Genomic DNA, 23,002 nt, shown 5'->3' with positions numbered 1-23,002 from the left:
GAGGGAGCGATGTATATCTTGTTTGATTCAGTTACGTTAGAAGATTTACATGATATTGTAGATGCCTTATCCACTGCATTGGATGCCAAAAATTCTTATATGTGCGGCCACTCGGAGCGAGTGGCAGAACTTTCCTTGTTAATGGCGCAAACCATGGGGCTGCCATTAGCGGAACAGGAACGAATTCATATTGGCGCCCATTTACATGATATTGGAAAAATTGGTATTCCAGATGCCATATTGAATAAACCGGGAAAATTGACAGAAGAAGAATTTGATACCATTCGTCAGCATCCTGAAATTGGTGGTACTATCGTAGGGAAAATTAAAGTGTTTCGTTCTGTTTCTGATATTGTTCGTCATCATCATGAGCGTTTTGATGGTAAAGGCTATCCGGATGGTTTGTGTGGAGACGAGATTTCTTTGGGGGCTAGAATTGTAGCTGTTGCCGACTCTTTTGATGCAATGACAACAATGAGGACGTATCGTTCAGCTTTCGGTGTTTGCGAAGCAATTGAGGAAATGGAGCGATGTAGGGGGAGTCAGTTTGATCCCAGCATAGTTGAAATTTTAAAGAGATTGGCATTTGAGAAAAAATTGCAAAGCACTTGTAATCGAGATTTTGCTTATCGTCTAGTGATTGCATAATTCTATGAGGAATCAGCATAGTGTATCATGTATTGGGAAGAATCGGCATAGTATTTACTATGCCGATTTGTTTATTATAGATGATGGAAGGAATGTGATGATTCTATGAAAGTCATCATTCTTGCTGGTGGTGGAGGCAGTCGCTTATTTCCTCTGTCTCGCACAAGATTTCCAAAGCAATTCTTAAAATTGAACGGAGAATACTCATTACTTGCTCAAACTATCCTGCGATTTTTACCCATAGTTAGACCTTGTGATATTGTCATCGTAACAAATCAAGAATACATTCATCATGTTAGAACGGAGCTTATTGCTGCAAAGGCTAATGAAGCACATATTCTTTTGGAGCCAGCAGCACGTAACACGGCGCCGGCAGTAGCATTTGCGGCAAGATATTGCCTCGATGTACTGGGGTGCGATGCAAATGAGATTCTGTATGTAACGCCTTCTGACCATATTATTCGTCCGGTAAAGGCCTTTAATGAGAACCTTCTCCAAGCTATAGGGCTGGCAAAGATGGGGAAGATTGTAACCTTAGGTGTACAGCCAGACCATCCAGAAACGGGATATGGATATATCCAAGCAGGCGAAGCATTTAGCAGCGGATTTTGTGTTCAGTCTTTTAGAGAAAAACCCGACCAAGAAACAGCCGAATCATATCTTGCTGCTGGAAATTACTATTGGAATTCAGGAATGTTTACCTTTACTATTGGATGTTTTATGAGTGAATTAGCAAAATATCAAATGGAGATATATGGACTGGCTGAGGCGGGGTGGAATCAAATGGGAGAAAGCTTTGCTGAAATGCCATCCATATCTCTTGATTATGCCATAGCTGAAAAATCCAAAGAATTAGTCATGCTGCCAATTACGGTGGAATGGAATGATATTGGATCATGGGATGCGATCTATGATGTGTTGCCTAAGGATCGGGACGCTAATGCATTGCAGGGGGACTGTATTCCCATTGAGTGCTCCAATACACTTATATTGGCACATAGCCGACTTATTGGCGGCATTGGTCTTGAAGATATTTTGGTTGTAGAAACAGATGATGTTATCGTTGTAGCCAAAAAAGGTGAGTCTCAAAAAGTGAAAGACTTAGTAACCCAGCTGAAAGAGCGAGGCCGAATCGAGGCAGATGAGCCTAGGACGTTGTATTATCCCTGGGGATATTGTACGGTACTGGGGGTTGGTTTAGGTTATAAAATGAAGAAAATTGTTGTAAATCCAGGGGAAATGCTTAGCTTGCAGATGCATTATCATCGCAGTGAGCATTGGATTGTGATCAGCGGTACAGCCAAAGTGATCATAGGTGAGAGTGAACAGCTATTGCATGAAAATGAGAGTGCTTTTGTGCCTCAAAATACCATACATCGTCTTGAAAATCCGGGGAAATTACCCCTCCAGCTCATTGAAGTGCAAAATGGCAGTTACTTAGGAGAGGATGACAGTATTCGTTTTAGTGATAAATATGGGAGGCCATAGGTAGATTGATTTAGGATTTTATGAACCACAAAAGCACAATGCCAAGGAAATCCCACCAAATTCGGTGGGATTTCCTTGTTTCGCTAACAATAGAATAATGTGTAGTTTTTAAGGACGTATAAATCTGTCATTGCGAGCATAGGACACAATCCCCTGCTTGCTAAGAGATTGATTTACTCTGTTCGTTAGTGACAAAAACCTTTGTGTCCTTTGCGTCTTTGCGGTTCGATTCGTTTTATATGTAGAATATCAGCTACTTATGGAATGAAATAAAAGACTTGTACTAAGTCGCCTGGTACCAAACAGTCGAATCCAAAGTTAATGTTCTCACCATCTATCTTGTAGCTCTGCTTATCCTGAAGACGTCCCTTTACAAAGATTTGGAATATACAATTAGCGGGATGATCTGCTTTCATAATACTAGTACGTGTTGTAACGCGAAAAGCCTGTTCAACAATACGCATCCAATAACCTCCTTCTTAAACATTATTTTGGGTAGAATGTCTCTCAAAAAAAGAATATACTATTTTATTCTTTCTTTCTGCTGAAATTCCTTTTGGTATAAAATTATTGAGGAAGAAATAATACGTTTACGTGATCTTCTTCATTATTAACTCTCTTGACCATTTTTGTATAGTCAGTGTGGTCAAGTCCGTGAGCCATTATTTTTTTTGTAGAGCATCTTGCTTATTTCTAAATATAAATAAAAGTAGATAAGAAATTATTGACAAAAAAATAAAATATGGTAGTATTTAGATTAAATCGATCGATTGATTTAATCTAAATACTACCAAAAACTGTTTAAAAAAATTCCGTAATCATTAGTTGATTTCACTACTTTTATATCGAATCAGCATTAAGGCAGGGGACTGAAACATTTTTGAGACCATTATTGCAATGCTCAAGAATGATTCAAAGCTATACATTTTAGAAGATCTTAAAGATGTAGGATGATTTTATGTAGACAATTGAAATGTTCTTATAAGATTATTAGGAGGGGAAAAAATGAATAAGAAAATACCTATCATTGCTATTCTTGTCTTGTCTTTGGTGGCTTTTGCTAGCTACAAACTATACTTTTCTAAGGAAAAGGGCATAACTGCGACTGGTACAGTAGAAGTGACTCTTGCTGATATTGTACCCAAGACGAATGGCTATATGTCTCAGTTAATGATTCAAGTAGGGGATTCTGTACAGGCTGGTCAAACTATTGTTCATATTCGTCGCAATGATTTAGAGGCTCAGTTGGTTGCTGATGAGGCCGCACTTGCTAAAGCTAGGATTCAATTAACCGACCTTGAGAAAGGACCGAGAGAGCAGGAAATCAAGGAAGCTACAGCCAGTATGGTATCTGCCCAGGCAACATATGAAAAAACAAAAAATGATTTGGAACGTTATCGCGCCCTTTATCATGAAAAAGCTATTGCCGCGCAAGAATTTGATGCAGCTAAAGCCAGCTATGATGTAGCCTTCAATGCTCTCCTAGCCGCTCAATCAAAACAGAGCTTGATAATAGAAGGTAACCGCCCTGATGTTATTGAAGCCCAGCGAGCTGAAATAAAAAGATTGCAGGCCGTCAGTGATGTTGACCGTGCTACCTTGGCCGATACAGTTATTTATAGTCCGATTAACGGTGTAATATTAACAAAAAATTATGAAAATGGCGAGTATCTGACTGCTGGCTCAGCTATTGCCACTGTTGGTGATCTAAATACTTGTTGGGTCAAAATTTATGTTTCTTCTGAGCAACTTGGTCTTATTCAACTGGGGCAACCAGTGGATGTTCATATTGATGCTTACCCCGATCGAATTTTTTCCGGGACAATTAAAGAAATTAGTCAAACTGCAGAATTTACGCCACGACAGAGTATTACTCAACGAGAACGGGCTAACCAAGTATTTTATGTTAAAGTATATATTGATAATTCTGAAGGTATTTTAAAGCCAGGTATGCCAGCAGATGTGGTAATCCAATGATTACATTAACTAATGTAACGAAATACTATGGCACCAGGATGGCAGTAAATGGTGTTTCTCTAGAAGTAAAGAATGGTGAAATATTCGGGTTGGTTGGGCCTGATGGTGCCGGAAAAACAACGATTATCCGTATGCTAGCAGGTCTTCTCGCACCAACGTCAGGAACTCTTACCGTGTTAGGCGCTGCCAATCCGGAAAAAATCAAAGAACATCTCGGGTATGTTCCGCAAAAATTCAGCCTCTATGGAGATTTAACAGTCATGGAAAATATTCGAGTATTTGGGGCGTTATACGGTCAGTCAGCAGAAAAAATTGATGTTGTGGCCAGCCATATCCTTGGTTTTACCAATTTAATGTCCTTCAAGGATCGCCTGGCTGATAATTTATCAGGTGGCATGAAACAAAAATTGGCTTTAGCAGCTGGTTTGATGCATCAACCCCAATTGTTTTTTCTCGATGAACCGACAACTGGTGTTGATCCCGTTTCCAGGCGAGAGTTTTGGCAAATGTTGTTCAAACTGAATAAGGAAGGCACAAGTATTTTTGTATCCACGCCTTACATGGATGAGGCGGAATTCTGTACACGTGTTGCCTTTTTACACAATGGCCAGATCGTCTCCTGTGATTCTCCGGAAGGCTTACGCCAAGCTTATCCTTACAAAGTACTGGAACTAGGAACCAAAGACCGAGATATTAAAGAACATTTAAAAAAATGTTCGATTCTTGATATTAACATGTTCGGCGATAAATATCATTTGGTAGTGGAAGACGTAACGTTAGCTACAACACAGATACAATCTGTGCTAGGCGAGATGAACATTGAAAACATCACACTAGAAGAAATTCAGCCCACATTGGAAGATGTTTTTGTCGCTCTAGCAAGGGAGGTTTTTTGAATGTATGCTGTGGAACTCACAAACCTTACTCGCCGTTTTGGAGACTTTACTGCCGTAAATAACCTTTCCTTGCAGATTAAACAAGGTTCAATCTATGGTTTTCTGGGTCCCAACGGCTCTGGTAAATCTACTACGATTCGAATGTTGTGTGGATTAATGACACCGACCTCAGGAAGTGGTAAAATATTAGGTTTAGATATTGCTCATGATAGTGAGGATATCAAGCATAAAATAGGCTACATGTCTCAAAAATTCAGTCTTTATGATGATTTAACCGTCAAGCAAAATCTAGAATTTTATGCTGGGATGTATAGCTTGTCAGAAGATGTAGGGGAAAGAAGAATTAAAGAAATGCTGTCTTTAGCTGACTTAGAAGATCGGCAAAATGAATTAGTAGTGAATCTTTCCGGTGGCTGGAAGCAGCGTTTAGCCTTAGGTTGCGCTATTATTCATACCCCTCAGATTCTGTTTCTTGATGAACCAACAGGTGGTGTTGATCCTAAATCAAGACGTATGTTTTGGGAGATTATATATAAATTAGCATCGCAAGGTACTACGATAATGGTTACAACTCACTTCATGGATGAAGCCGAGCATTGCGATGAGATTGGATTTATATTTGAAGGAAACTTAATTGCAAATGGTACTCCGTCGCAACTCATAAAGATGGTTCCAGGTGTATTGGTGCGTATTGCTACTCATGAGCCCATGGAACTACTAGAGACTATGATCGCCAGCAGTTTTCCGTATCTCGATATTTATCCTTTTGGTGCCAGTTTACATATTCTGCTTGAGGAAGATCAACTGGCTCAAATTGCAGCTTTCCCTTACAAACAAATCACGCCAGGATTGGAAGATGTATTTGTGTATTTGGTGAAATCTAAGCGTAAGGAGATGAAAATATGAAGCGTCTACGAGCATTGCTGATTAAAGAATTCATCCAAATGCGACGTGACAAGTTAACCTTGGCCATGATGCTTGTATTCCCGATGGTACAGCTCTTACTTTTTGGCTATGCCATTAATACTGATGTTAAGCATTTACCTACCATTGTATTTGACCAATCTTTGCAGCAAGACAGTCGTGATTTACTTAATTCTTTGACGTCTAGTGAATATTTTGATATAAAATATGTTGCTAACAGCTTTCAGGAAATAAATGATGCAGTTGATTCTGGAAAGACCAAGGTAGGTATTATTATACCTCCCGATTTTTCTGAGAATTTAAAGCATGGTAGAACTGCTACTGTACAGGTTATTGTGGATGCAACTGATTCGCTGTCTGCATCTTCGGCTATCAGCGCAGCTCAATTGATCGGTCAACTGAAATCACAGAAAATTTTGCTGCAGAAAATGCAAGGCTATACGGGACATGCCACGCAGAATCCTTATGAGATTCGTATCCGCCCATGGTACAATTCTGATTTTGTATCGGCCTTTTACATGGTTCCAGGCATTATGGGGGTAATTCTAACCATGACCATGGTGATGATTACCTCGATGGCCATTGTCCGGGAACGGGAACGAGGTACCTTGGAACAACTCATTGTTACACCCATGAAGAATTGGGAGCTTATGATGGGAAAGATTATTCCGTATAGTATTGTTGGTTATGTGCAAGTCACTGTTTCTATACTAGTGGGTATCTTGGTATTTGACTTGCCGATTCGCGGTAGTCTTGGTTTACTTTATGGTCTTACATCTTTCTTCATCATTGCCTCACTGGCGCAAGGTATTTTAATCTCTACGGTAGCAAAAACGCAAATGCAAGCTATGCAAATGTCCTTTTTTGTTTTTTTACCGAGTATATTACTTTCCGGGTTTATGTTTCCAAGGGAAGCCATGCCGCTCTTCTTTAATTTACTTGGCAATATATTACCGCTTACCTTCTACTTGCAGATCATGCGGAGCATCATACTCAAAGGTGTGGGTTTTAGCATCGTATGGCCACAAGTTTTGTCATTAATCATATATATAATGATTGCGCTAGTAATTAGCATCAAAAAATTTCAGAAGAAGGTTGCCTAGTGGAATACCTGAAGATGTTAGAAATGTGAAAAGAAAGCTGAAATAATCTCTCTCAATAAACAGTTAATTAAGGAGTTGCTTTAACATGGAATATAGTACAGCAGATAAAATAATGGAAACAGCCATTCCATTATTTGCGAAGAAAGGATATGTAGCTGTTTCAATCCGCGAAGTAGCGGATGCTGTTCAGATTAATAGTTCTGCCATTTCTTATTATTTTAAAAGTAAAGAAGGGTTATATCAAGCGGCGTTAGAAGCTAATTTTTCGCCCGTAGATAAGTTGCTAAAATCAGTGGAGACGATGAACGATCTAAATGCCATTGAGCTTCTTACTATATATGCCCAGAACATCGTAAAACTTCATAGAAAACATCCCTTTTTAGCTCGGTTTGTAAATAGTGAACTTGCGAATCCAACACCCTGTGGTGAAAAAATAATAAAAAAATATATTTCTCAACTTTATCAATTTGTTCACTCCTCTTTGTGTAAAGGAGTTGCTGCTGGAGATTTTGCTCCTGATCTAAATCTTAGCTATGCAGCAGTATCCCTAGCAGGGATACTGAATTTTTACTTTCTTACAACACCTGTTATAAAGGAATTTATCGTTTTTTCGGAGTGCTCTGACGAAGAATATATTAGTCAAGCAATCAGGATTTATCTAAATGGTATCAGTATAAAGAAATAGAATCAATCCAGTAAGATAAGAGGTCATTGAGGTGTAGATGAGAGTCTAAAACCTGTTGCATCTACTTAGATTTCATGAAGGGGGAGATTTTTTTCCATGACTAAGTAGCCTAATTGGAAAAAACATCTAGTGGCAGCGCTAATGAGTGGATTTGCAGCACCTGTAGAGATTCAGCAAGTTCGCTATAGTGTTGGAGTAGGTACAAATGTTGATGTTATTGATGCGCAAGTAGCTTTGACCACGGCTAAAACTAATTATATTCAATCGATGTATGATTTCAATACCAGCAAAGCCAACTTAATAAAAGCCATGGGAGTACCTGCTGAATAAGTCATTATTTATGAATTTTTCATGAGCATGCCCTGATAAATAGCAGGCATCTATTGACGAGAATATAGAGCTATGATATTATTTAAGCAATATTATAGCTGATCAGACAAACTGAAGGCTGAAGAAATTCCTGAAGAGGGCTTTCTTTAGTCTTTTTCTTTTTAATTGGCAAGGCACGAAATGCAATTAAGAAGATGTATATGGACCTTTGGGTCTCTTGTACCAGGTTAATCAATTGTTGTATAAAAACACATATATGTGAATAGGAAGGGGTATAAAAATATGGCTTTACCAGAAAATTTACGTTTTGATTCAGTGGCAGTACACGGAGGACAGGAACCTGATCCAACAACTGGTTCAAGGGCAGTACCAATTTACCAAACCACATCCTACAATTTTCGGGATAGTGAACATGGTGCTAATTTATTTGGTTTAAAAGAATCTGGTAATATTTATACTCGTATTATGAATCCAACTACTGATGTGTTAGAAAAGCGGATTGCAGCTTTGGAAGGCGGTGTGGCAGCCCTTGCTTTTGCCTCCGGCCATGCTGCGATTAATGCAGCAATATTAAATATCGTTCAAGCTGGGGATGAAATCGTTAGTTCTTCCACTTTGTATGGTGGTACTTATAATATGTTTGCCTATACCTTACCTCGTATTGGAATTAAGGTAACTTTCGTTGATCCTAGTGATCCAGAAAATTTTCGTAAAGCGATTACGGATAAGACGAGAGTTGTCTTTGCAGAGACCATAGGGAATCCTAAAATTGACGTATTTGATGTTGAAAAAGTAGCTGAGATTGCTCATGAAAATGGTATCCCTTTGTTGATTGACAGTACTTTTGCGACACCTTACCTTTCTCGTCCTATCGAATTTGGTGCTGATATTGTAATTCATTCTGCTACTAAATTTATTGGGGGTCATGGAACTTCCATGGGTGGTTTGGTTATTGACAGTGGTAAATTCAATTGGGCTAACGGCAAATTTCCTTCGTTGTCAGAACCGGATCCAAGCTACCATGGTTTAAGTTATACAGAAGCATTAGGATCCTTGGCTTACATCACTCGCTTGCGTATCCAAATCTTGCGTGATTTCGGGGCAGCAGTAAGTCCTTTCAATAGTTTCTTATTCTTGCAAGGATTAGAAACCTTGCCTTTACGTATGCAGCGTCATACGGACAATGCCTTGGCCGTTGCACAGTATCTTGAAAAACATGAACAAGTTGAATGGGTAAGCTATCCAAGTCTTCCCAGTCACCGGGATCATGCATTAGCTAAAAAGTATTTGCCAAAAGGTGCAGGTGCGATCCTAACCTTTGGTATTAAAGGTGGATTGGAAGCTGGTAAAAAATTTATTGATGCTCTTAAACTATTCTCAATTCTTGCTAATGTGGGGGATGCCAAATCTTTGGTTATCCATCCTGCGAGCACCACTCATTCCCAACTTACTCCTGAACAGCGTGCCACAGCAGGTGTAGCGGATGAACTGATTCGCTTGTCAGTTGGTATTGAAGATAGTGCAGATATTATTGCAGATATTGAGCAGGCTCTTGCTGCAGCACAATAAATTTTATGAAGTAGTATAACTAATCAGAAAGCTGAAGGTTAAGAATTGCTAGAAATAAGGCAATCCTTAACCTTTTATGCTAAGAATTTCTAAAGTAAGGTCGTATTTCGCTCCTGTTTCTCGCTGGAAAGAATTTAATAACGTAAAGGAAGCAACAAAATGTAGAGTTGCACAATTGTCCTAGAGATTACATAGTGCAGAATAGGATTATGCTAATTAACAAGATATTTGTCAGTTTTTGATGGAGATTCTTAGAAGGAAATTAAACATTTAACAGCGAAATTATCAGAAAATACTAATAAGGATTTTTATATGTGGGAAAGAATGCTAAATCATCTTCTTTTAGTTGAATGTTGCTATATTAAGGGGGGCGAAGTGTGTCTGTTCTCGCTAAGGAAAAAAATGGTATAGATTGCTTTGCAAAAAATCCATGTAAAAAACCTGTAAAGGTGAAAGGTAGTAAGAACACTCTTCGTGCTCTATTTACGACCATTCGAAAGTTAACAAATGTAATTACCTTTGTTCCTACATTAAGATGCATCAATATAAATCAGCATGATTCTGCTGTTTTAGAAAAGATGGGATTGCTTGAGAAGAGAACCCGTAAATGTAGGCGAATATCAATAAAAAAAGCTAAGCTTACTAGATATAAAAATAATTTACCAATTCATAAAAGTACGTTGTGCAGTAAAGCAGATCAAATGGAGAAAGCATTTAGGGAATTGTTTCTTTCCGGCCCCTTCCCCATGGCGCTTATATCTGTTGATACGCGAAAGGTTATTACAGCAAATGATCATTTCGTAAAATTGGCAGGACAGGATCACGAAACCATTCTCAAGTGGAGTATACATTCATTAAAAGAGATGATTTCTCCAAGGGATTACCATCATATACGAAAGAGTTTACTCCAGCAGCAAAGTGTAAAAGACTATAAATGCAGATTCAATGTGAAATCACAAAATGCAAATATGATTCTATTAAATATAAAATACCTAATGTTTAATGAACAGAGTATGCTCCTCCTAACCGTTGTAGATATTTCAGAAACCATTGAGTTAAAGCAACATATTGAAAGGTTAAGTTGTTTGAATCTCGTGGGGCAGTTAGCAGCTAGTATCGGTCATGAGATTCGCAATCCGATGACAACTGTACGAGGATATTTGCGCTATATGCAAAGAAAGTCAAATTTTAGTGGATTTGCAGAACAGTTTTCAATGATGATATGTGAACTGGATCGAGCAAATGAAATTATTACCGATTTTCTTACTCTTGCTAAAAATCGCGTAAATGGTTCCGCTATGCAGAATCTAAATAAAATTGTTGAAGATATAGGACCTCTGATGGAAGCCATGGGCAGTGAAATCGGACATTCTATCGAATTTGTGCTGCAGCCGATACCGGATCTGTTAGTAGATAAAATTGATATTCATAAAGTACTCATTAATCTGGTGAAAAATGGATTTGAGGCCATGGATGACAAGGGAAAAGTTGTTGTTAGCACCTTTAAGGAAGAGCATTACATTGTATTGCAGGTTGCGGATGAAGGTAAAGGAATTTCAAAGGAAATTTTGGAAAAACTAGGCACTCCCTTCTTTACGACAAAGGAGAAAGGAACAGGCTTGGGTCTTGCCGTATGCTATCAGATTGCAGCCAGGCATAATGCACTTATTGATATTCAAACAAATACGGCAGGCAGTACGTTTTCTCTTAAGTTTCCTTATAAAAAATAAAATTAATGAAAAGATTTGAACCGTCAAAGTTCAAATCTTTTTTTATATCAAAATTATAAGTTTTATAGGTGGAAAATATAAATAAAACCCTTTGTGTCCTTTGCGTCTTTGTGGTTCAAAATGTTTTTTTTAGATTGCGCAGGTTTTTACGATAATTCATTAAAATGAATTATATTAATATAACATCTTCTAAAAGCTAGAAATTATTTAATTTATTCATAATCATAAAATAAAGTTCATTTAAATGAAAAAATAATTGAAAAATAGAATTTATTGTTATATAGTATTCTTAGAAGAATACTTATTTTTTTACAAACTTAAAAACAAGAAAGAGCAGGCACAAATATGAATAAAGATATTGGGAAAAAAGTAAAAGAATTACGAACTCAAAAAAAGATGACGTTAAAGGATGTTAGTGAGCGAACCACTCTTTCTACGGGTCTTTTATCTCAGCTAGAGCGAGGGCTGACCAATATTGCAACGGACTCACTGCAAAAAATTGCCCAGGTTCTGGGGGTTGATCTAACCTATTTTTTTACGAGTCCCACAAAAAAAGAAAGTTATGTTTTGCGAAGCTATGAGAAGGAAGTATTTCAAGTCGTGAATTCTCGATTTATTCATTATCACCTGACGAATGGTGCACCTGATAAAACCTTGCTGCCTCGATTAGTAGAATTATTGCCAATCAATAGCGAGGAGGATATAAGCCAGTACGCTCATGAGGGAGAAGAGTTTATTTACGTGTTAGAGGGAATCTTAACTCTTTTTATCAACAATGAACAAATCGAGGTATTCCCTGGAGATTCAGCCCATTACAATTCCTCTACAGTTCATAATTGGGCGAATTATACGAATAAAATGGTAAGGATGCTGGTCGTTAGTTCTCCTAATCCTTTTAAAATGTAAAGCCTATTTTTAGAGGTTTGAGGTGAGTAAATGAAAAAAGCACTACTATTTAACATTCAAAAGTTTTCTGTACATGATGGTCCCGGTATTCGCACTACCATATTCTTCAAAGGATGTCCCCTTACCTGTCAGTGGTGCCATAATCCAGAAAGCCAAAGTTACAAAGCGGAAATCTTAATTAATAGAGATCGCTGTACTCGGTGCGGGGAATGTGAAAAGCATTGCAGTCAGCAAGCTGCCTGGCAGAATAATCATCAGCTGTTTTATGATGCCGAAAAATGTAATGCTTGTGAAATGTGTATTGATTATTGCTGTAAGAATGCCAGAGAAATAGCCGGAAAAGAATACACCGTACAAGATGTAATGCAAGAAATTCATAAGGATAAACCCTTTTATGAACAATCAGGTGGTGGGGTGACCTTATCTGGTGGCGAAGTGATGATCCAAATTGACTTTGTAGAGGCGTTGGTAAAGGCATGTAAAGAACAAGGCATCACGGTTGTCATCGATACTTGCGGTTATGCGCCTAGTGAAAATTTCCTGCGGATTATGAAATATGTTGATGTGTTCTTATATGATATTAAGCTGATGGACTCTCGGGATCACGAACATTACACCGGGCGGGACAACTCTTTAATATTAGAGAATTTAAGACTGTTGTCTAATCATGATGCAGTCATTCAATTACGGCTGCCGCTTATTGAGGGAATCAACACCAAGAATGAACAGATTCAGGACATCATTGACTTTATTGCCACTCTTAAGATACATTCCATCAACTTATTACCCTATCACCATATGGGGCAGGGGAAGTATAAAAAGCTTAATTGTCCATTACCAGTATTAGAAAGACCGTCAGATTTGAGGTTGGAAGAGATCCAGTCCATGTTTAAACAAGCAAATTATAAAGTGCAGATTGGAGGGTAAATTGTGGAACAAAGAGGTATGAATGAAAGAATTCGAAAACTTAGGAATCAGAGTCTAATGGTAGAGCCCCATTTGTCCATTGAAAGAGCACGTCTGGTTACCGAGGCTTATGAAAAACATTTAGGAAAGGTGGAAACGCCCATATTGCGAGCTCTTACCTTTCAGCACATTATGGAGAATAAAACGTTGTGCATTAATGAAGGAGAACTCATTGTTGGCGAGAAAGGCGAACAGCCTCAATATGCACCTAGCTTTCCAGAACTTTGTTGTCATACAGAAGAAGACCTTGAGGTTATGGATCAAAGAGATAAAATATTCTTTAAGGTTGATGACGCAGCAAAAAAATTGCAGAGGGAAAAGATTATACCTTTTTGGGAAAATCGATCCATGCGCAAGAATATCTTAGCGCAAATGTCCGCGGAATGGTTAGATTGTTATGAAAGTGGTATTTTCACAGAGTTTATGGAACAAAGGGGACCTGGGCATACAGTAGCAGATGGCAAAATGTATACAAAAGGCTTTTTGGATTCTAAAGCTGAGATACAAGAACAAATAAAAGCTCTTGATTTCTTGGAAGATCCCCAGGCTTATGAGAAGAAAAGCCAGTTAGAGGCTATGGCGCTATGTTGTGATGCTATTGTGACATATGGGAAGCGCTACGCTCAATATGCTAAAGATATGGCCCAAAATGAGACAGATGAGGACAAAAAGACAGACTTGTTGGAAATTGCAGCAAATTGCCAAGTTGTACCTGCTCATAAACCGGAAACCTTTTCTCAGGCGATTCAAATGTATTGGTTTGTACACATTGGCGTTACAACAGAAATCAATCCTTGGGATGCGTTAAGCCCTGGGCGGTTGGATCAGCATTTATATCCTTTTTATAAAAAAGGCATAGAGGATGGAACTCTCACGAGGGAAAAAGCAAAAGAGTTGCTGCAATGTTTATGGGTAAAGTTTAACAATCAGCCTGCACCTCCTAAAGTCGGGATTACATTAAAAGAGAGCAGTACCTATACGGATTTTGCCAATCTTAACACTGGCGGTGTGAAGGATGATGGGTCAGATGGTATCAATGAAGTATCTTATTTAATCTTGGAAACCATGGATGAGATGCGATTATTGCAGCCTAGTTCTAATGTTCAGATTAGCAAGAAGTCGCCTCATAATTTCATCAAGAAAGCCTGCGAAATATCTCGCAAGGGTTGGGGACAGCCGGCTTTTTATAACACAGAAGCGATCGTGGAAGAACTATTAAGAGCAGGCAAGAATATTGTCGATGCGCGGCAGGGTGGATCCAGCGGCTGTGTGGAAACAGGTGCTTTTGGCAAAGAGGCCTACATCCTGACAGGATATTTTAATCTGCCTAAAGTATTGGAATTAACTCTCAATAATGGTTTTGATCCGATCGGGAAAAAGCAGCCGGGCCTAAAGACTGGCTCTGCTGAGGATTTTAAGACCTATGAAGAGATATTCGATGCCTTTAAAAAACAGCTTCATTATTTTATCAATGTGAAAGTTACAGGCAATCACATTATTGAGCATTTGTATGCAAAGCATATGCCTGTGCCTTTCTTATCGATCATTACCAGCGGGTGCATTGCCAGCGGCAAGGATTATAACGCAGGCGGAGCTCTTTATAATACCAATTATATACAAGGAGTGGGCATCGGCACGCTGACAGATTGTCTGTCAGCAATTAAGTACAATGTTTTTGACCAGAAACGTTTTACGATGAAAGAACTGCTAAAGGCTTTGGAAGATGATTTTATAGGTCATGATACCATTCATAACCTAGTGGCAAATCGGACTCCTAAATACGGCAATGATGATGATTATGCTGATGATATTATGGTAGAAGGATTTAATGCGTTTCATAATGAAGTTGTGGGACGAAAGACCCGAAAGGGCGGGGTTTACGGTATTGATATGCTGCCTACTACCTGCCATGTATATTTCGGATCGGTGATGGGGGCAAGTCCTAATGGCAGAAAAGCCTATAAACCTTTGTCCGAAGGAATATCCCCAGAGAAAGGTGCCGACAGAAAAGGACCTACTGCTGTTATTAAATCCGCTTCCAAAATGGATCACATCAAGACGGGAGGAACTTTGCTCAACCAGAAATTTACCCCTTCTGTTGTCACTGGTGACCAAGGTTTAGAAAATATGGTATCCTTAGTTCGCACCTATTTTAATTTAGACGGACATCATATTCAATTTAATGTAATTGATTCGAAAACATTATTGGATGCTCAAAAGCGCCCTGAAGAGTATAAAGATTTAATTGTACGTGTAGCAGGCTATAGCGATCATTTCCATAACTTAAGCAAAGAACTGCAAGATGAAATCATAGAACGAACGGAACAAGGATTCTATTGAAAAAAAGACTGTCTCTCAGATGCAAAAATGTGAGAGACAGTCTTTTTTATTAACAAGGAAAACACAAATTTCATAAATCTTAACAGGAAAAATTATCAAGAAAAGTTTCTTTTAAAAGGGCATCGGATGTCTTTTCTGGCACTCCTGTGATTTATTTCATGACTGTGGCGAGCGCTAGTGACAAGAAAAGTTTGCTACCAAATATGCAAATAATGTTGTACTGCAAGAGATACAATAGCTACGGCAATCCAACAGGATAATCCCAGAAAAATCGGTTTTATACCATTGCCGATAAGTTGTTTCAAATGGGTGTTCAAGCCAATCGCAACCATGGCCATCACGATAAAAAACTTTCCGATTTGGGCAAGGGTCAGGCAAAGGGATGAAGGGAGAAATCCGATGGTATTGACAATAGACGCAAATATAAAACCAAAAATAAACCATGGAAATATTTTGGAAAAGCTGAAAGAACCCGTATTTTCAGCTTTTCTGGAAGTAAGTATAGCTAGTGCGATTGTTATGGGTACAATCATTAACGTCCGGGTTAATTTTACGATGGTAGCAAAGTTGCCAGCCGCTTGACTATACGAATAGCCGGCAGCTACTACAGAAGACGTATCATTGATGGCTGTTCCTGCCCACATTCCAAAACCCATATCATTCATTCTAAAGATGTGTCCGAGAAATGGGAAAATAAATACTGCAGCGATGTTAAATAAGAATATTGTGGATATGGAATAGGCGACTTCTTTATCGGTTGCCGCAATGACAGGAGCTGCTGCAGCAATTGCCGACCCGCCGCAAATCGCTGTTCCGACACCAATGAGAATATTCACGTTTCCCGTAAGTCGTAAATAGCGCCCCACCAGCCATGCCGTAATCAGTGCGGCACTTATAGTAGAAATCATAATAAGCAGAGACTGGCTGCCGACTGCAAAAACATGAAACAAATTCATTTCAAAGCCAAGTAAAATAATCGCATACTGTAAGACTTTTTTGGCAGTAAAGGAGATTCCAAAGTTCAAAGATGCGGGTCTTTTTAAAAAGGCAAGTATTATACCGAATAGAATTCCAAATATCGGTCCTCCCACCAAAGGGATTGCGATTCCCAAAAACCAGGCTGGAATAGCTATCATAGTAACGATAAAAGCACCTGGCATGATAGTGCTAAAACGATTATTTTTGATCATATTGATTCCTCCTCGATAAGCATGATACTATCAGTTGAAGAACAATATGTAAAATACTATAATATAATTAAAATAATAGGTAAATGCCTATAGTAAGAGGATTATGATGACATTACGACATTTGTACGTTTTTTTATGTGTATGCGATGAAGGCAATATGACTGCCGCAGCCAAAAAACTTTATATAGCCCAGCCATCCGTCAGCCAGGCAATCTTTGAACTTGAGAAACATTATAATGTGAAATTGTTTGAGAGGTTGGGCCGCAGGTTATTTATTACCACTGCAGGTCAAAAGTTATTAACGTATGCCCGGCATATCGTCAATTTGAACCAAGAAGTAGAGGAGGCTATGCGGGAGATTCATGATAATGGTATCTTACGGATCGGTGCCAGTGTTACTGTCGGAACTTATATTTTACCCAGTGTGATAAGAGAATTTAGGCAAAGTAATCCTAAGGTAAAAGTTGTATCCACTGTGAATAATACGACAGTAATTGAAGAAATGCTGCTGGCGGATCAGTTAGATATCGGACTGGTTGAAGGTAAAGTACAATCCTCTGGAATATTACATATGCCTTTTATGGAAGATGAGTTAGTATTGGTAAGCGCTCCTGCTCACCCCTTTGGCAGAAGAGGAAAGATTACGTTAGCGGAGCTTGAAGAGGCTGATGTTATTGTACGTGAAGCAGGAAGCGGTACTCGAAATTTATTTGAATCGGTGATGACAGGAAGAGGAATAAACTGGAATGTTATTGGCATTTATAATAATGCAGAAAGTATAAAGAATGCTGTGTCAATTGGCCTGGGGGTTTCCGTTATATCATGGATGGCTGTGCAAAAGGAAATAGAGCGAAGAGAACTTGCTATCATAGAAATAGAAGGGGTGTCTTTTAAAAGACAATTTAGTGTTATTTATCACCGAAATAAGTATCTATCTCCTATTTTAAAGCGGCTTATTGAATTATTGCTGCCTGCATGAGGGTACAAATTTGCACGCTTTGGAATAATTAGATACAATCTATATATAGCAATAGCCATTTGGAGGATATATGATGAAAAAGATAGGACTTACATTAGGTGATAAATGGCTGATTGGGATGCTTTGCGTAGTATCGTTTACAGGAATTATTCTTAGTGTGATTCTCTTTCCCGCTCAAGCCAATACAGTTGCTGAAATTCGGGTGGACAATAAGCTGTTTAAATCCATTACCTTAAGGCAAGGCTATTATGAGGAAATTCGTATTGGCGGCGAGACGGAATATGCCATTATAGAAGTCCAAGATGGTAAGATTCGCATACGGCAAGACGATTCTCCCCGCCAGATCGGTGTACAAACGGGATGGATTAGCAAACCGCCTCAACAAGTCGTCAATTTGCCCTATCGCATTGTGATTCACTTAGTGTCAAATGAATCTCTGGATGTAGATGACATTGCACGGTAGAAATATATATATAATTTAAATCGCAAATTACCAAAGTTTTAGACCGAATTATGGTATGGTTCACTCGTAGATCAAATTCTTTGGTGTTGTGTTGTTAAATAATTGGTCGGCCAGCTATGTCTGACGGCTGTGCTGCATTCGCAGCGCCTGATGCAAAGATGCGCCCTAATCTTCGTATGCCTTCTTTTAGCAGTTCTTCATTATGGGTAGCAAAGCAAAGACGTATTTCATTGCTTTTAGTTCCATTTGTATAAAAAGCTTCACCAGGTACAAAAGAAACACCTACTGTGGCTGCACGGCGAATTAGTTCTGCACCAGAGGCCGGAGGCGTTATGCTGCACCACAGATAAAAACCTCCCTCAGGTATATTAAAATTTATATAACCGCTGCAAAAACGTCGGATAGCGCCAACCATAGCATCTCGGCGTTTTTTGTATTCCATACGGACAGTAGCTAAATGATTTGTCAGGTAATCTTCCTCCAGACAAGTATGAAGAATAATTTGAGAAAGACTATTGCTGTGTAGATCGATGTGCTGTTTTTCTTGTGCTAATCGATTGATAACTTGTGGAGCGGCGATGACCCAGCCTGTTCGTAAACCTGGAAAAAGTATTTTTGAGAAAGTGCCCATATAAATTACACCGCCATAGGTGTCGAGACTCTTGAGGGAAGGAGGGGGCTGCTGACCGTAATAGAGCTGACTATAGGGATCATCTTCTATGATGACCAAGCGGTAGCGTGAGGCTAATCGAATTAATTCTTGCCGATCGTGCAGCGACATAACCCTGCCAGTGGGGTTTTGAAAAGTAGGAATTGTATACATTAACTTAGGGCGATAGCGTATTAGATAGTCTTCAAGCAATTCAAAATTTATACCATCAGATGGTGGCAGGGTTAGAATGCGAGCGCCAGAAGCTTCTAATGACTGAATAGCTCCTAAGTAAGTAGGTGATTCCACAATAACGTAATCGCGTGGTTCTACAAAGGCTTTTACGATGAGATACAGACCTTGCTGTGAGCCAGAGGCGACTAAGAATTGATCAGGAGTGGCTTGTATTCCCAGACGGCTTTGCCATGCTGCTAAGGAATGCCTTAGAGGAAGATATCCTTCAGTAGTCATGTGGCCGAAATCTGAAACTTCAAGGTCATATTTACTGGATACGAGAGCTTTTTCAATAATGGAGAGAGGATAAAAGGTTGGATCTGGCATACCAGCTGCAAGAGAAATTGTCTCATCTGCCGTGGGAGTAGCAATTAAAGTACGCAGCAATGATGACAGTGGTGATTTATATTGAGGTGTAAACAATTGTTCCCAAAGAATAGTGGCCGCTGACTGATCTGTAAATGATGGCCCAGCAACGTAAGTGCCGCTGCCGACTCGTGTTATTATCAAACCCCGTTCCTCCAGAAGCCTGTAGGCGTTAATTATTGTAGTACGGCTAACTTCCAGTAATCTGACGAGTTCTCGTTCTGGAGGCAGTTTGGTGCCAGCAGAGAGGGTTGAATTTTGAATTTTTGCAGCTAAACCATTTGCAAGCTGCAAATACATGGGGGCTGAACTAGATTGGTCAATTCGAATACCACTTAGCATTTTGGTAATATCCATTTATCTAATTCTCCTTAAAAGATAGAATTGGTATTTTAATTATATTATATTGGATATTTACAATTAAATTCCTGCAAGCTATTATAAGTAAAAAAACTGTAAAGTATTGGAGGGATAACAATGCAAAAAAAGGACTTCCGCAAGGGTGTAAGTGACACAATACCTTTAATAGTTGGGATGATTCCATTTGGTTTAGCATATGGTATTTTGGGAAAGTCCGTTGGTTTAACTTCAGGAGAGACCATTGCAATGTCCATACTGGTTTTTGCTGGATCTGCTCAGTTTATCTGTCTGCCGATGCTTATGGAGGGGGCTAGCTTGGCAATGGTTAGCTTTACGACCTTATTAATCAATCTTCGTCATCTTTTAATGGGAGCCTCCCTTGCTCCTTATATGAGTGGGCTATCCATGCCGTTTAAGGCTCTTCTTTCCTGTGGAATGACGGATGAGACTTATGCTGTGACAATACAACGTGCACAAGCAGGCTGTTATACAGGAGCCTATCAGTTGGGAAGCAATGTAATATGTTACCTCTTATGGGTGATGTCCACGATCGGCGGTGTTATTTTAGGAGATTACATAAGTGATCCACTTTCTTGGGGATTGGATTTTGCTATGCCAGCTACCTTCTTAGCCTTACTGATTCCTCGCTTACGTGACAAAGCCAGTGTAATCGTATGCCTTGTTGCAACTCTGGTTAGCGTAGGGGCTGTTATTTTAATTCCTGGTAAATGGTATATCATTATTGCTTGCTTGGCTGCAGCTATGGCTGGCGGTCTTATGGGAGGGAAACAAGATGCGATTTGAAATTCTCATGTATATCCTTGCTATGGCGGTAGTGACGTTTGTGACTCGTTTTGCTAGTATAGGGCTTTTGAGAGATGTACCTGCTGGGCTTGGACGTTTCTTGAAGCATGTACCTACTGCAATACTTACTGCTTTGATTGCGCCAGCCCTTTTTGCACCAAAAGGTTATATAGCACTAACTTTTTCAAATCATTATCTGCTGGCAGGCATAGTAACGGCTTTGGTAGCTTATAATCGTCAACCTCCTATTGTGACTATGGGGGCAGGTATGACCATGATATTGGTATTGCGCATGATGTGAGTTTACTGTTTTACTCAAATGGGAGTTCTATTCACAGTAAAGATTTTCATAATAATACATATAGGAGGGACTTTGTGATGGCGGTTACTTTTGCAAAACGTATGAAAACATTGCGGGCGTCAGAAATCAGGGAAATACTAAAGATTACTCAGAGGGAAGAGGTATTATCCTTTGCAGGAGGATTACCGGCTCCGGAATTGTTTCCGGTGGAAGAATTAAAGGAGATATCCATAAGGGTATTAGAACAAATGGGTAGAGAAGCCTTACAATATTCCACTACTGAAGGATATAAACCCTTGAGAGAGAAAATAGCAGAGCGAATGAACCGAAAATTTAAAACAAGTGTTACTGCTGATAACATAGTAATCACTTGTGGTTCACAGCAGGCGTTAGACCTTTCTGGAAAGCTCTTCCTGGATGAAGGAGATATTGTACTGTGCGAAAGTCCAACCTATTTGGCGGCCATTAGCGCTCTTAAAGCTTATGGACCGCGTTTTATAGAAGTGCCCACGGATGACCAGGGAATGATTATAGAAGAACTTGAAAAAATAATTGCAGCACAGAAAAGTATAAAGCTGATTTATGTAATCCCTGATTTTCAAAATCCTACGGGAAAAACTTGGTCGCTGGAGCGTAGACGTGATTTTATGAAACTGGTACAACAATATGACATTCCAGTTATTGAAGATAATCCATATGGAGAATTACGTTTTGAAAATGAGATTCTTCCTTCATTAAAATCAATGGATAGGTCAGGAAAGGTCATCTTTACAAGCACTTTTTCGAAAACGTTCTGTCCAGGATTACGTATAGGATGGATTGCTGCTGATGCTGAATTTATTGAAAAATATGTATTAGTAAAACAGGGGGCTGATTTATGTACATCGATAAGAAGTCAGATGGAGATCGCAGCCTACATGGATGTGTTTGACTTTGAAACACATATAGAGAAGCTAGTTGCCGTATATCGAAAACGCAGAGATGTAATGGTGGAAATGTTGAATAAAACAATGCCTCAAGGAGTAAGCTTTACTCACCCTCAGGGAGGTCTGTTTCTATGGGTTGAGCTTCCTAGGCATATTAAGTCCGTAGACTTACTTCATGACTGTCTGAAAAATAACGTAGCTTTTGTACCGGGGGATTCCTTTTTTCCGAATGGCGGTGTTGAAAATACCTTTCGACTAAATTATTCAAATATGTCGGAAGAAAAAATCATTGAAGGGATACAACGGTTAGCTCTTGCGATAAAAAATGTAATGATCTAAAAAAAGATTCAGCTGAAGTATTCACTTCAGCTGAATCTTAATCGTAGGTAGCTCTCACTTGTAAATAATTGTTTTTAATAGTTTGAATGCTGGTTAAAGCGGTCTGAATATCCACATTGGCGTATTCAAAGACAAGGGTTGCTTCGGGAGCCGATGAGCAAATGGCGGAAAATAATACATTCCAGTTAATCGTCCCATGACCAACAGGGAGGTGGTCATCGGATAGTCCATGATTATCATGGAGGTGGCAGGCGATAAGCCTTTTTCCTAATTGTTCAATGACATCCGGTAAGTTCCATTGGTTAATGTATGCGTGTCCTACATCGAGCAACGCACCTGCTTCTGGTAACGTTAATAGTAGTTCTAGGTATTCTGTCCAATCAAATAATAGAGTGCCTTTTGTCTGTAATCCAACATTTTCAATGAGTATTTGGATCTCATAATTTTTAGAGAATAGCAAAAGCTCTTGAAGTCGATGTTGTACTCGCTGACGGATAAGCGCTTTGTCTCCCGTAAATTCTTCATTGGTATGTACTACAATAAATTTGGCATTCCACTTGACGGCAAATTCAAAGACCTCTTTGTAATAGGTTAGATAGTGGCTGTCATTTTCATCAGCTAAGTTAACTCCAATACACGGTCCGTGAATACTTAAATTATGCGGTGATTGATGAGGATAAATTTGTTTTAACACTTTTTCCCAATGAGAATGATTGCCGAATTCATAAAAAATTTCTAACCCTAAGTTGTTGGGGAGTTGTTTTAATGCGGTATAGTTAAATCCGATAAAGGATAAGTTGCTAAGGGATATAAGCAAAGGTTTTGACCT

At 39.0% G+C, this 23,002-nt stretch carries 21 protein-coding genes and 1 pseudogene; 18 read left to right on the top strand and 4 right to left on the bottom strand.

The window, feature by feature from the left end; all coding sequences use genetic code 11:
* Positions 1-9: 9 nt before the first annotated feature.
* Together JBW_RS20960 and JBW_RS20955 are read left to right on the top strand one after the other, a co-directional pair.
* Entirely contained in the window at positions 10-648 is a 639-nt protein-coding gene (locus tag JBW_RS20960; protein ID WP_007960269.1) for an HD-GYP domain-containing protein, read from the top strand.
* A gap of 105 nt (positions 649-753) precedes the next feature.
* Complete coding sequence (locus tag JBW_RS20955; protein ID WP_007960270.1) at positions 754-2,136, top strand: mannose-1-phosphate guanylyltransferase/mannose-6-phosphate isomerase; 1,383 nt, start codon at positions 754-756, stop codon at positions 2,134-2,136.
* A gap of 257 nt (positions 2,137-2,393) precedes the next feature.
* Here the strand turns inward: JBW_RS20955 and JBW_RS20950 are convergent, their stop codons facing one another.
* Complete coding sequence (locus JBW_RS20950) at positions 2,394-2,600, bottom strand: hypothetical protein (RefSeq protein ID WP_007960273.1); 207 nt, start codon at positions 2,598-2,600, stop codon at positions 2,394-2,396.
* Between the two features lie 541 nt (positions 2,601-3,141).
* Between JBW_RS20950 and JBW_RS20945 the strand changes: the two genes are divergently transcribed.
* The 11 genes and pseudogenes from JBW_RS20945 to hypD all read left to right on the top strand — a co-directional run bounded on the left by JBW_RS20945 (position 3,142) and on the right by hypD (position 15,562).
* The gene (locus JBW_RS20945) at positions 3,142-4,113 is read left to right on the top strand and encodes an HlyD family secretion protein (protein WP_007960274.1); all 972 of its coding nucleotides are present in this window, start codon (positions 3,142-3,144) and stop codon (positions 4,111-4,113) included.
* Positions 4,110-5,009 (top strand): ABC transporter ATP-binding protein, encoded by a 900-nt coding sequence (locus JBW_RS20940; protein ID WP_007960275.1) that lies wholly within the window; start codon positions 4,110-4,112, stop codon positions 5,007-5,009. Before JBW_RS20945 ends, JBW_RS20940 begins: the two co-directional genes overlap by 4 nt.
* Entirely contained in the window at positions 5,010-5,915 is a 906-nt protein-coding gene (locus JBW_RS20935) for an ABC transporter ATP-binding protein (protein WP_007960276.1), read from the top strand.
* The gene (locus JBW_RS20930; RefSeq protein ID WP_007960277.1) at positions 5,912-7,036 is read left to right on the top strand and encodes an ABC transporter permease; all 1,125 of its coding nucleotides are present in this window, start codon (positions 5,912-5,914) and stop codon (positions 7,034-7,036) included. The genes JBW_RS20935 and JBW_RS20930 overlap by 4 nt, the downstream gene beginning before the upstream one ends.
* An 85-nt stretch (positions 7,037-7,121) precedes the next feature.
* Entirely contained in the window at positions 7,122-7,721 is a 600-nt protein-coding gene (locus JBW_RS20925; protein WP_007960278.1) for a TetR/AcrR family transcriptional regulator, read from the top strand.
* Between the two features lie 165 nt (positions 7,722-7,886).
* Positions 7,887-8,051 (top strand): annotated as a pseudogene (locus JBW_RS20920) (TolC family protein); the annotation flags it as partial.
* 282 nt (positions 8,052-8,333) lie between these two features.
* Positions 8,334-9,620: a homocysteine synthase gene (locus tag JBW_RS20915; RefSeq protein WP_007960280.1), complete on the top strand. Its 1,287-nt coding sequence runs from the start codon at positions 8,334-8,336 to the stop codon at positions 9,618-9,620.
* Between the two features lie 377 nt (positions 9,621-9,997).
* Entirely contained in the window at positions 9,998-11,350 is a 1,353-nt protein-coding gene (locus JBW_RS20910; RefSeq protein ID WP_007960281.1) for a two-component system sensor histidine kinase NtrB, read from the top strand.
* A gap of 345 nt (positions 11,351-11,695) precedes the next feature.
* Positions 11,696-12,256: a helix-turn-helix domain-containing protein gene (locus tag JBW_RS20905; RefSeq protein ID WP_007960282.1), complete on the top strand. Its 561-nt coding sequence runs from the start codon at positions 11,696-11,698 to the stop codon at positions 12,254-12,256.
* Between the two features lie 30 nt (positions 12,257-12,286).
* On the top strand, positions 12,287-13,183 hold the full coding sequence (locus JBW_RS20900) for a trans-4-hydroxy-L-proline dehydratase activase (protein ID WP_007960283.1): 897 nt from the start codon (positions 12,287-12,289) through the stop codon (positions 13,181-13,183).
* Positions 13,184-13,186: 3 nt separating this feature from the next.
* A complete protein-coding gene (gene hypD / locus JBW_RS20895) occupies positions 13,187-15,562 on the top strand; it encodes a trans-4-hydroxy-L-proline dehydratase (protein WP_007960286.1) in 2,376 nt (791 codons plus the stop codon).
* Between the two features lie 194 nt (positions 15,563-15,756).
* Here the strand turns inward: hypD and JBW_RS20890 are convergent, their stop codons facing one another.
* Positions 15,757-16,752, bottom strand: coding sequence for a YeiH family protein (locus JBW_RS20890; RefSeq protein ID WP_007960288.1), 996 nt, complete (start codon positions 16,750-16,752; stop codon positions 15,757-15,759).
* Positions 16,753-16,855: 103 nt separating this feature from the next.
* Between JBW_RS20890 and JBW_RS20885 the strand changes: the two genes are divergently transcribed.
* Both JBW_RS20885 and JBW_RS20880 read left to right on the top strand, forming a co-directional pair.
* A complete protein-coding gene (locus JBW_RS20885) occupies positions 16,856-17,731 on the top strand; it encodes a LysR family transcriptional regulator (RefSeq protein ID WP_235334084.1) in 876 nt (291 codons plus the stop codon).
* Positions 17,732-17,801: 70 nt separating this feature from the next.
* Positions 17,802-18,194, top strand: coding sequence for a NusG domain II-containing protein (locus JBW_RS20880; RefSeq protein WP_235334083.1), 393 nt, complete (start codon positions 17,802-17,804; stop codon positions 18,192-18,194).
* A gap of 94 nt (positions 18,195-18,288) precedes the next feature.
* Here JBW_RS20880 and JBW_RS20875 read toward each other — a convergent pair whose 3' ends face one another.
* Positions 18,289-19,800 (bottom strand): PLP-dependent aminotransferase family protein, encoded by a 1,512-nt coding sequence (locus tag JBW_RS20875; RefSeq protein WP_007960292.1) that lies wholly within the window; start codon positions 19,798-19,800, stop codon positions 18,289-18,291.
* Positions 19,801-19,920: 120 nt separating this feature from the next.
* Between JBW_RS20875 and JBW_RS20870 the strand changes: the two genes are divergently transcribed.
* The 3 genes from JBW_RS20870 to JBW_RS20860 all read left to right on the top strand — a co-directional run bounded on the left by JBW_RS20870 (position 19,921) and on the right by JBW_RS20860 (position 22,173).
* Positions 19,921-20,607: an AzlC family ABC transporter permease gene (locus JBW_RS20870; protein WP_007960294.1), complete on the top strand. Its 687-nt coding sequence runs from the start codon at positions 19,921-19,923 to the stop codon at positions 20,605-20,607.
* Positions 20,597-20,908, top strand: coding sequence for an AzlD domain-containing protein (locus tag JBW_RS20865; protein ID WP_007960296.1), 312 nt, complete (start codon positions 20,597-20,599; stop codon positions 20,906-20,908). Before JBW_RS20870 ends, JBW_RS20865 begins: the two co-directional genes overlap by 11 nt.
* 77 nt (positions 20,909-20,985) lie before the next feature.
* Positions 20,986-22,173 (top strand): PLP-dependent aminotransferase family protein, encoded by a 1,188-nt coding sequence (locus JBW_RS20860; RefSeq protein WP_007960297.1) that lies wholly within the window; start codon positions 20,986-20,988, stop codon positions 22,171-22,173.
* 37 nt (positions 22,174-22,210) lie between these two features.
* Here JBW_RS20860 and JBW_RS20855 read toward each other — a convergent pair whose 3' ends face one another.
* A complete protein-coding gene (locus tag JBW_RS20855) occupies positions 22,211-22,990 on the bottom strand; it encodes a sugar phosphate isomerase/epimerase family protein (RefSeq protein ID WP_007960299.1) in 780 nt (259 codons plus the stop codon).
* Between the last annotated feature and the right edge of the window lie 12 nt (positions 22,991-23,002).

This window comes from Pelosinus fermentans JBW45, from assembly GCF_000271665.2.
Taxonomy (GTDB): domain Bacteria; phylum Bacillota; class Negativicutes; order DSM-13327; family DSM-13327; genus Pelosinus; species Pelosinus baikalensis.
The sequence above is the reverse complement of the archived record's forward strand: the minus strand, read 5'-3'. Positions and strand labels throughout refer to the sequence as shown.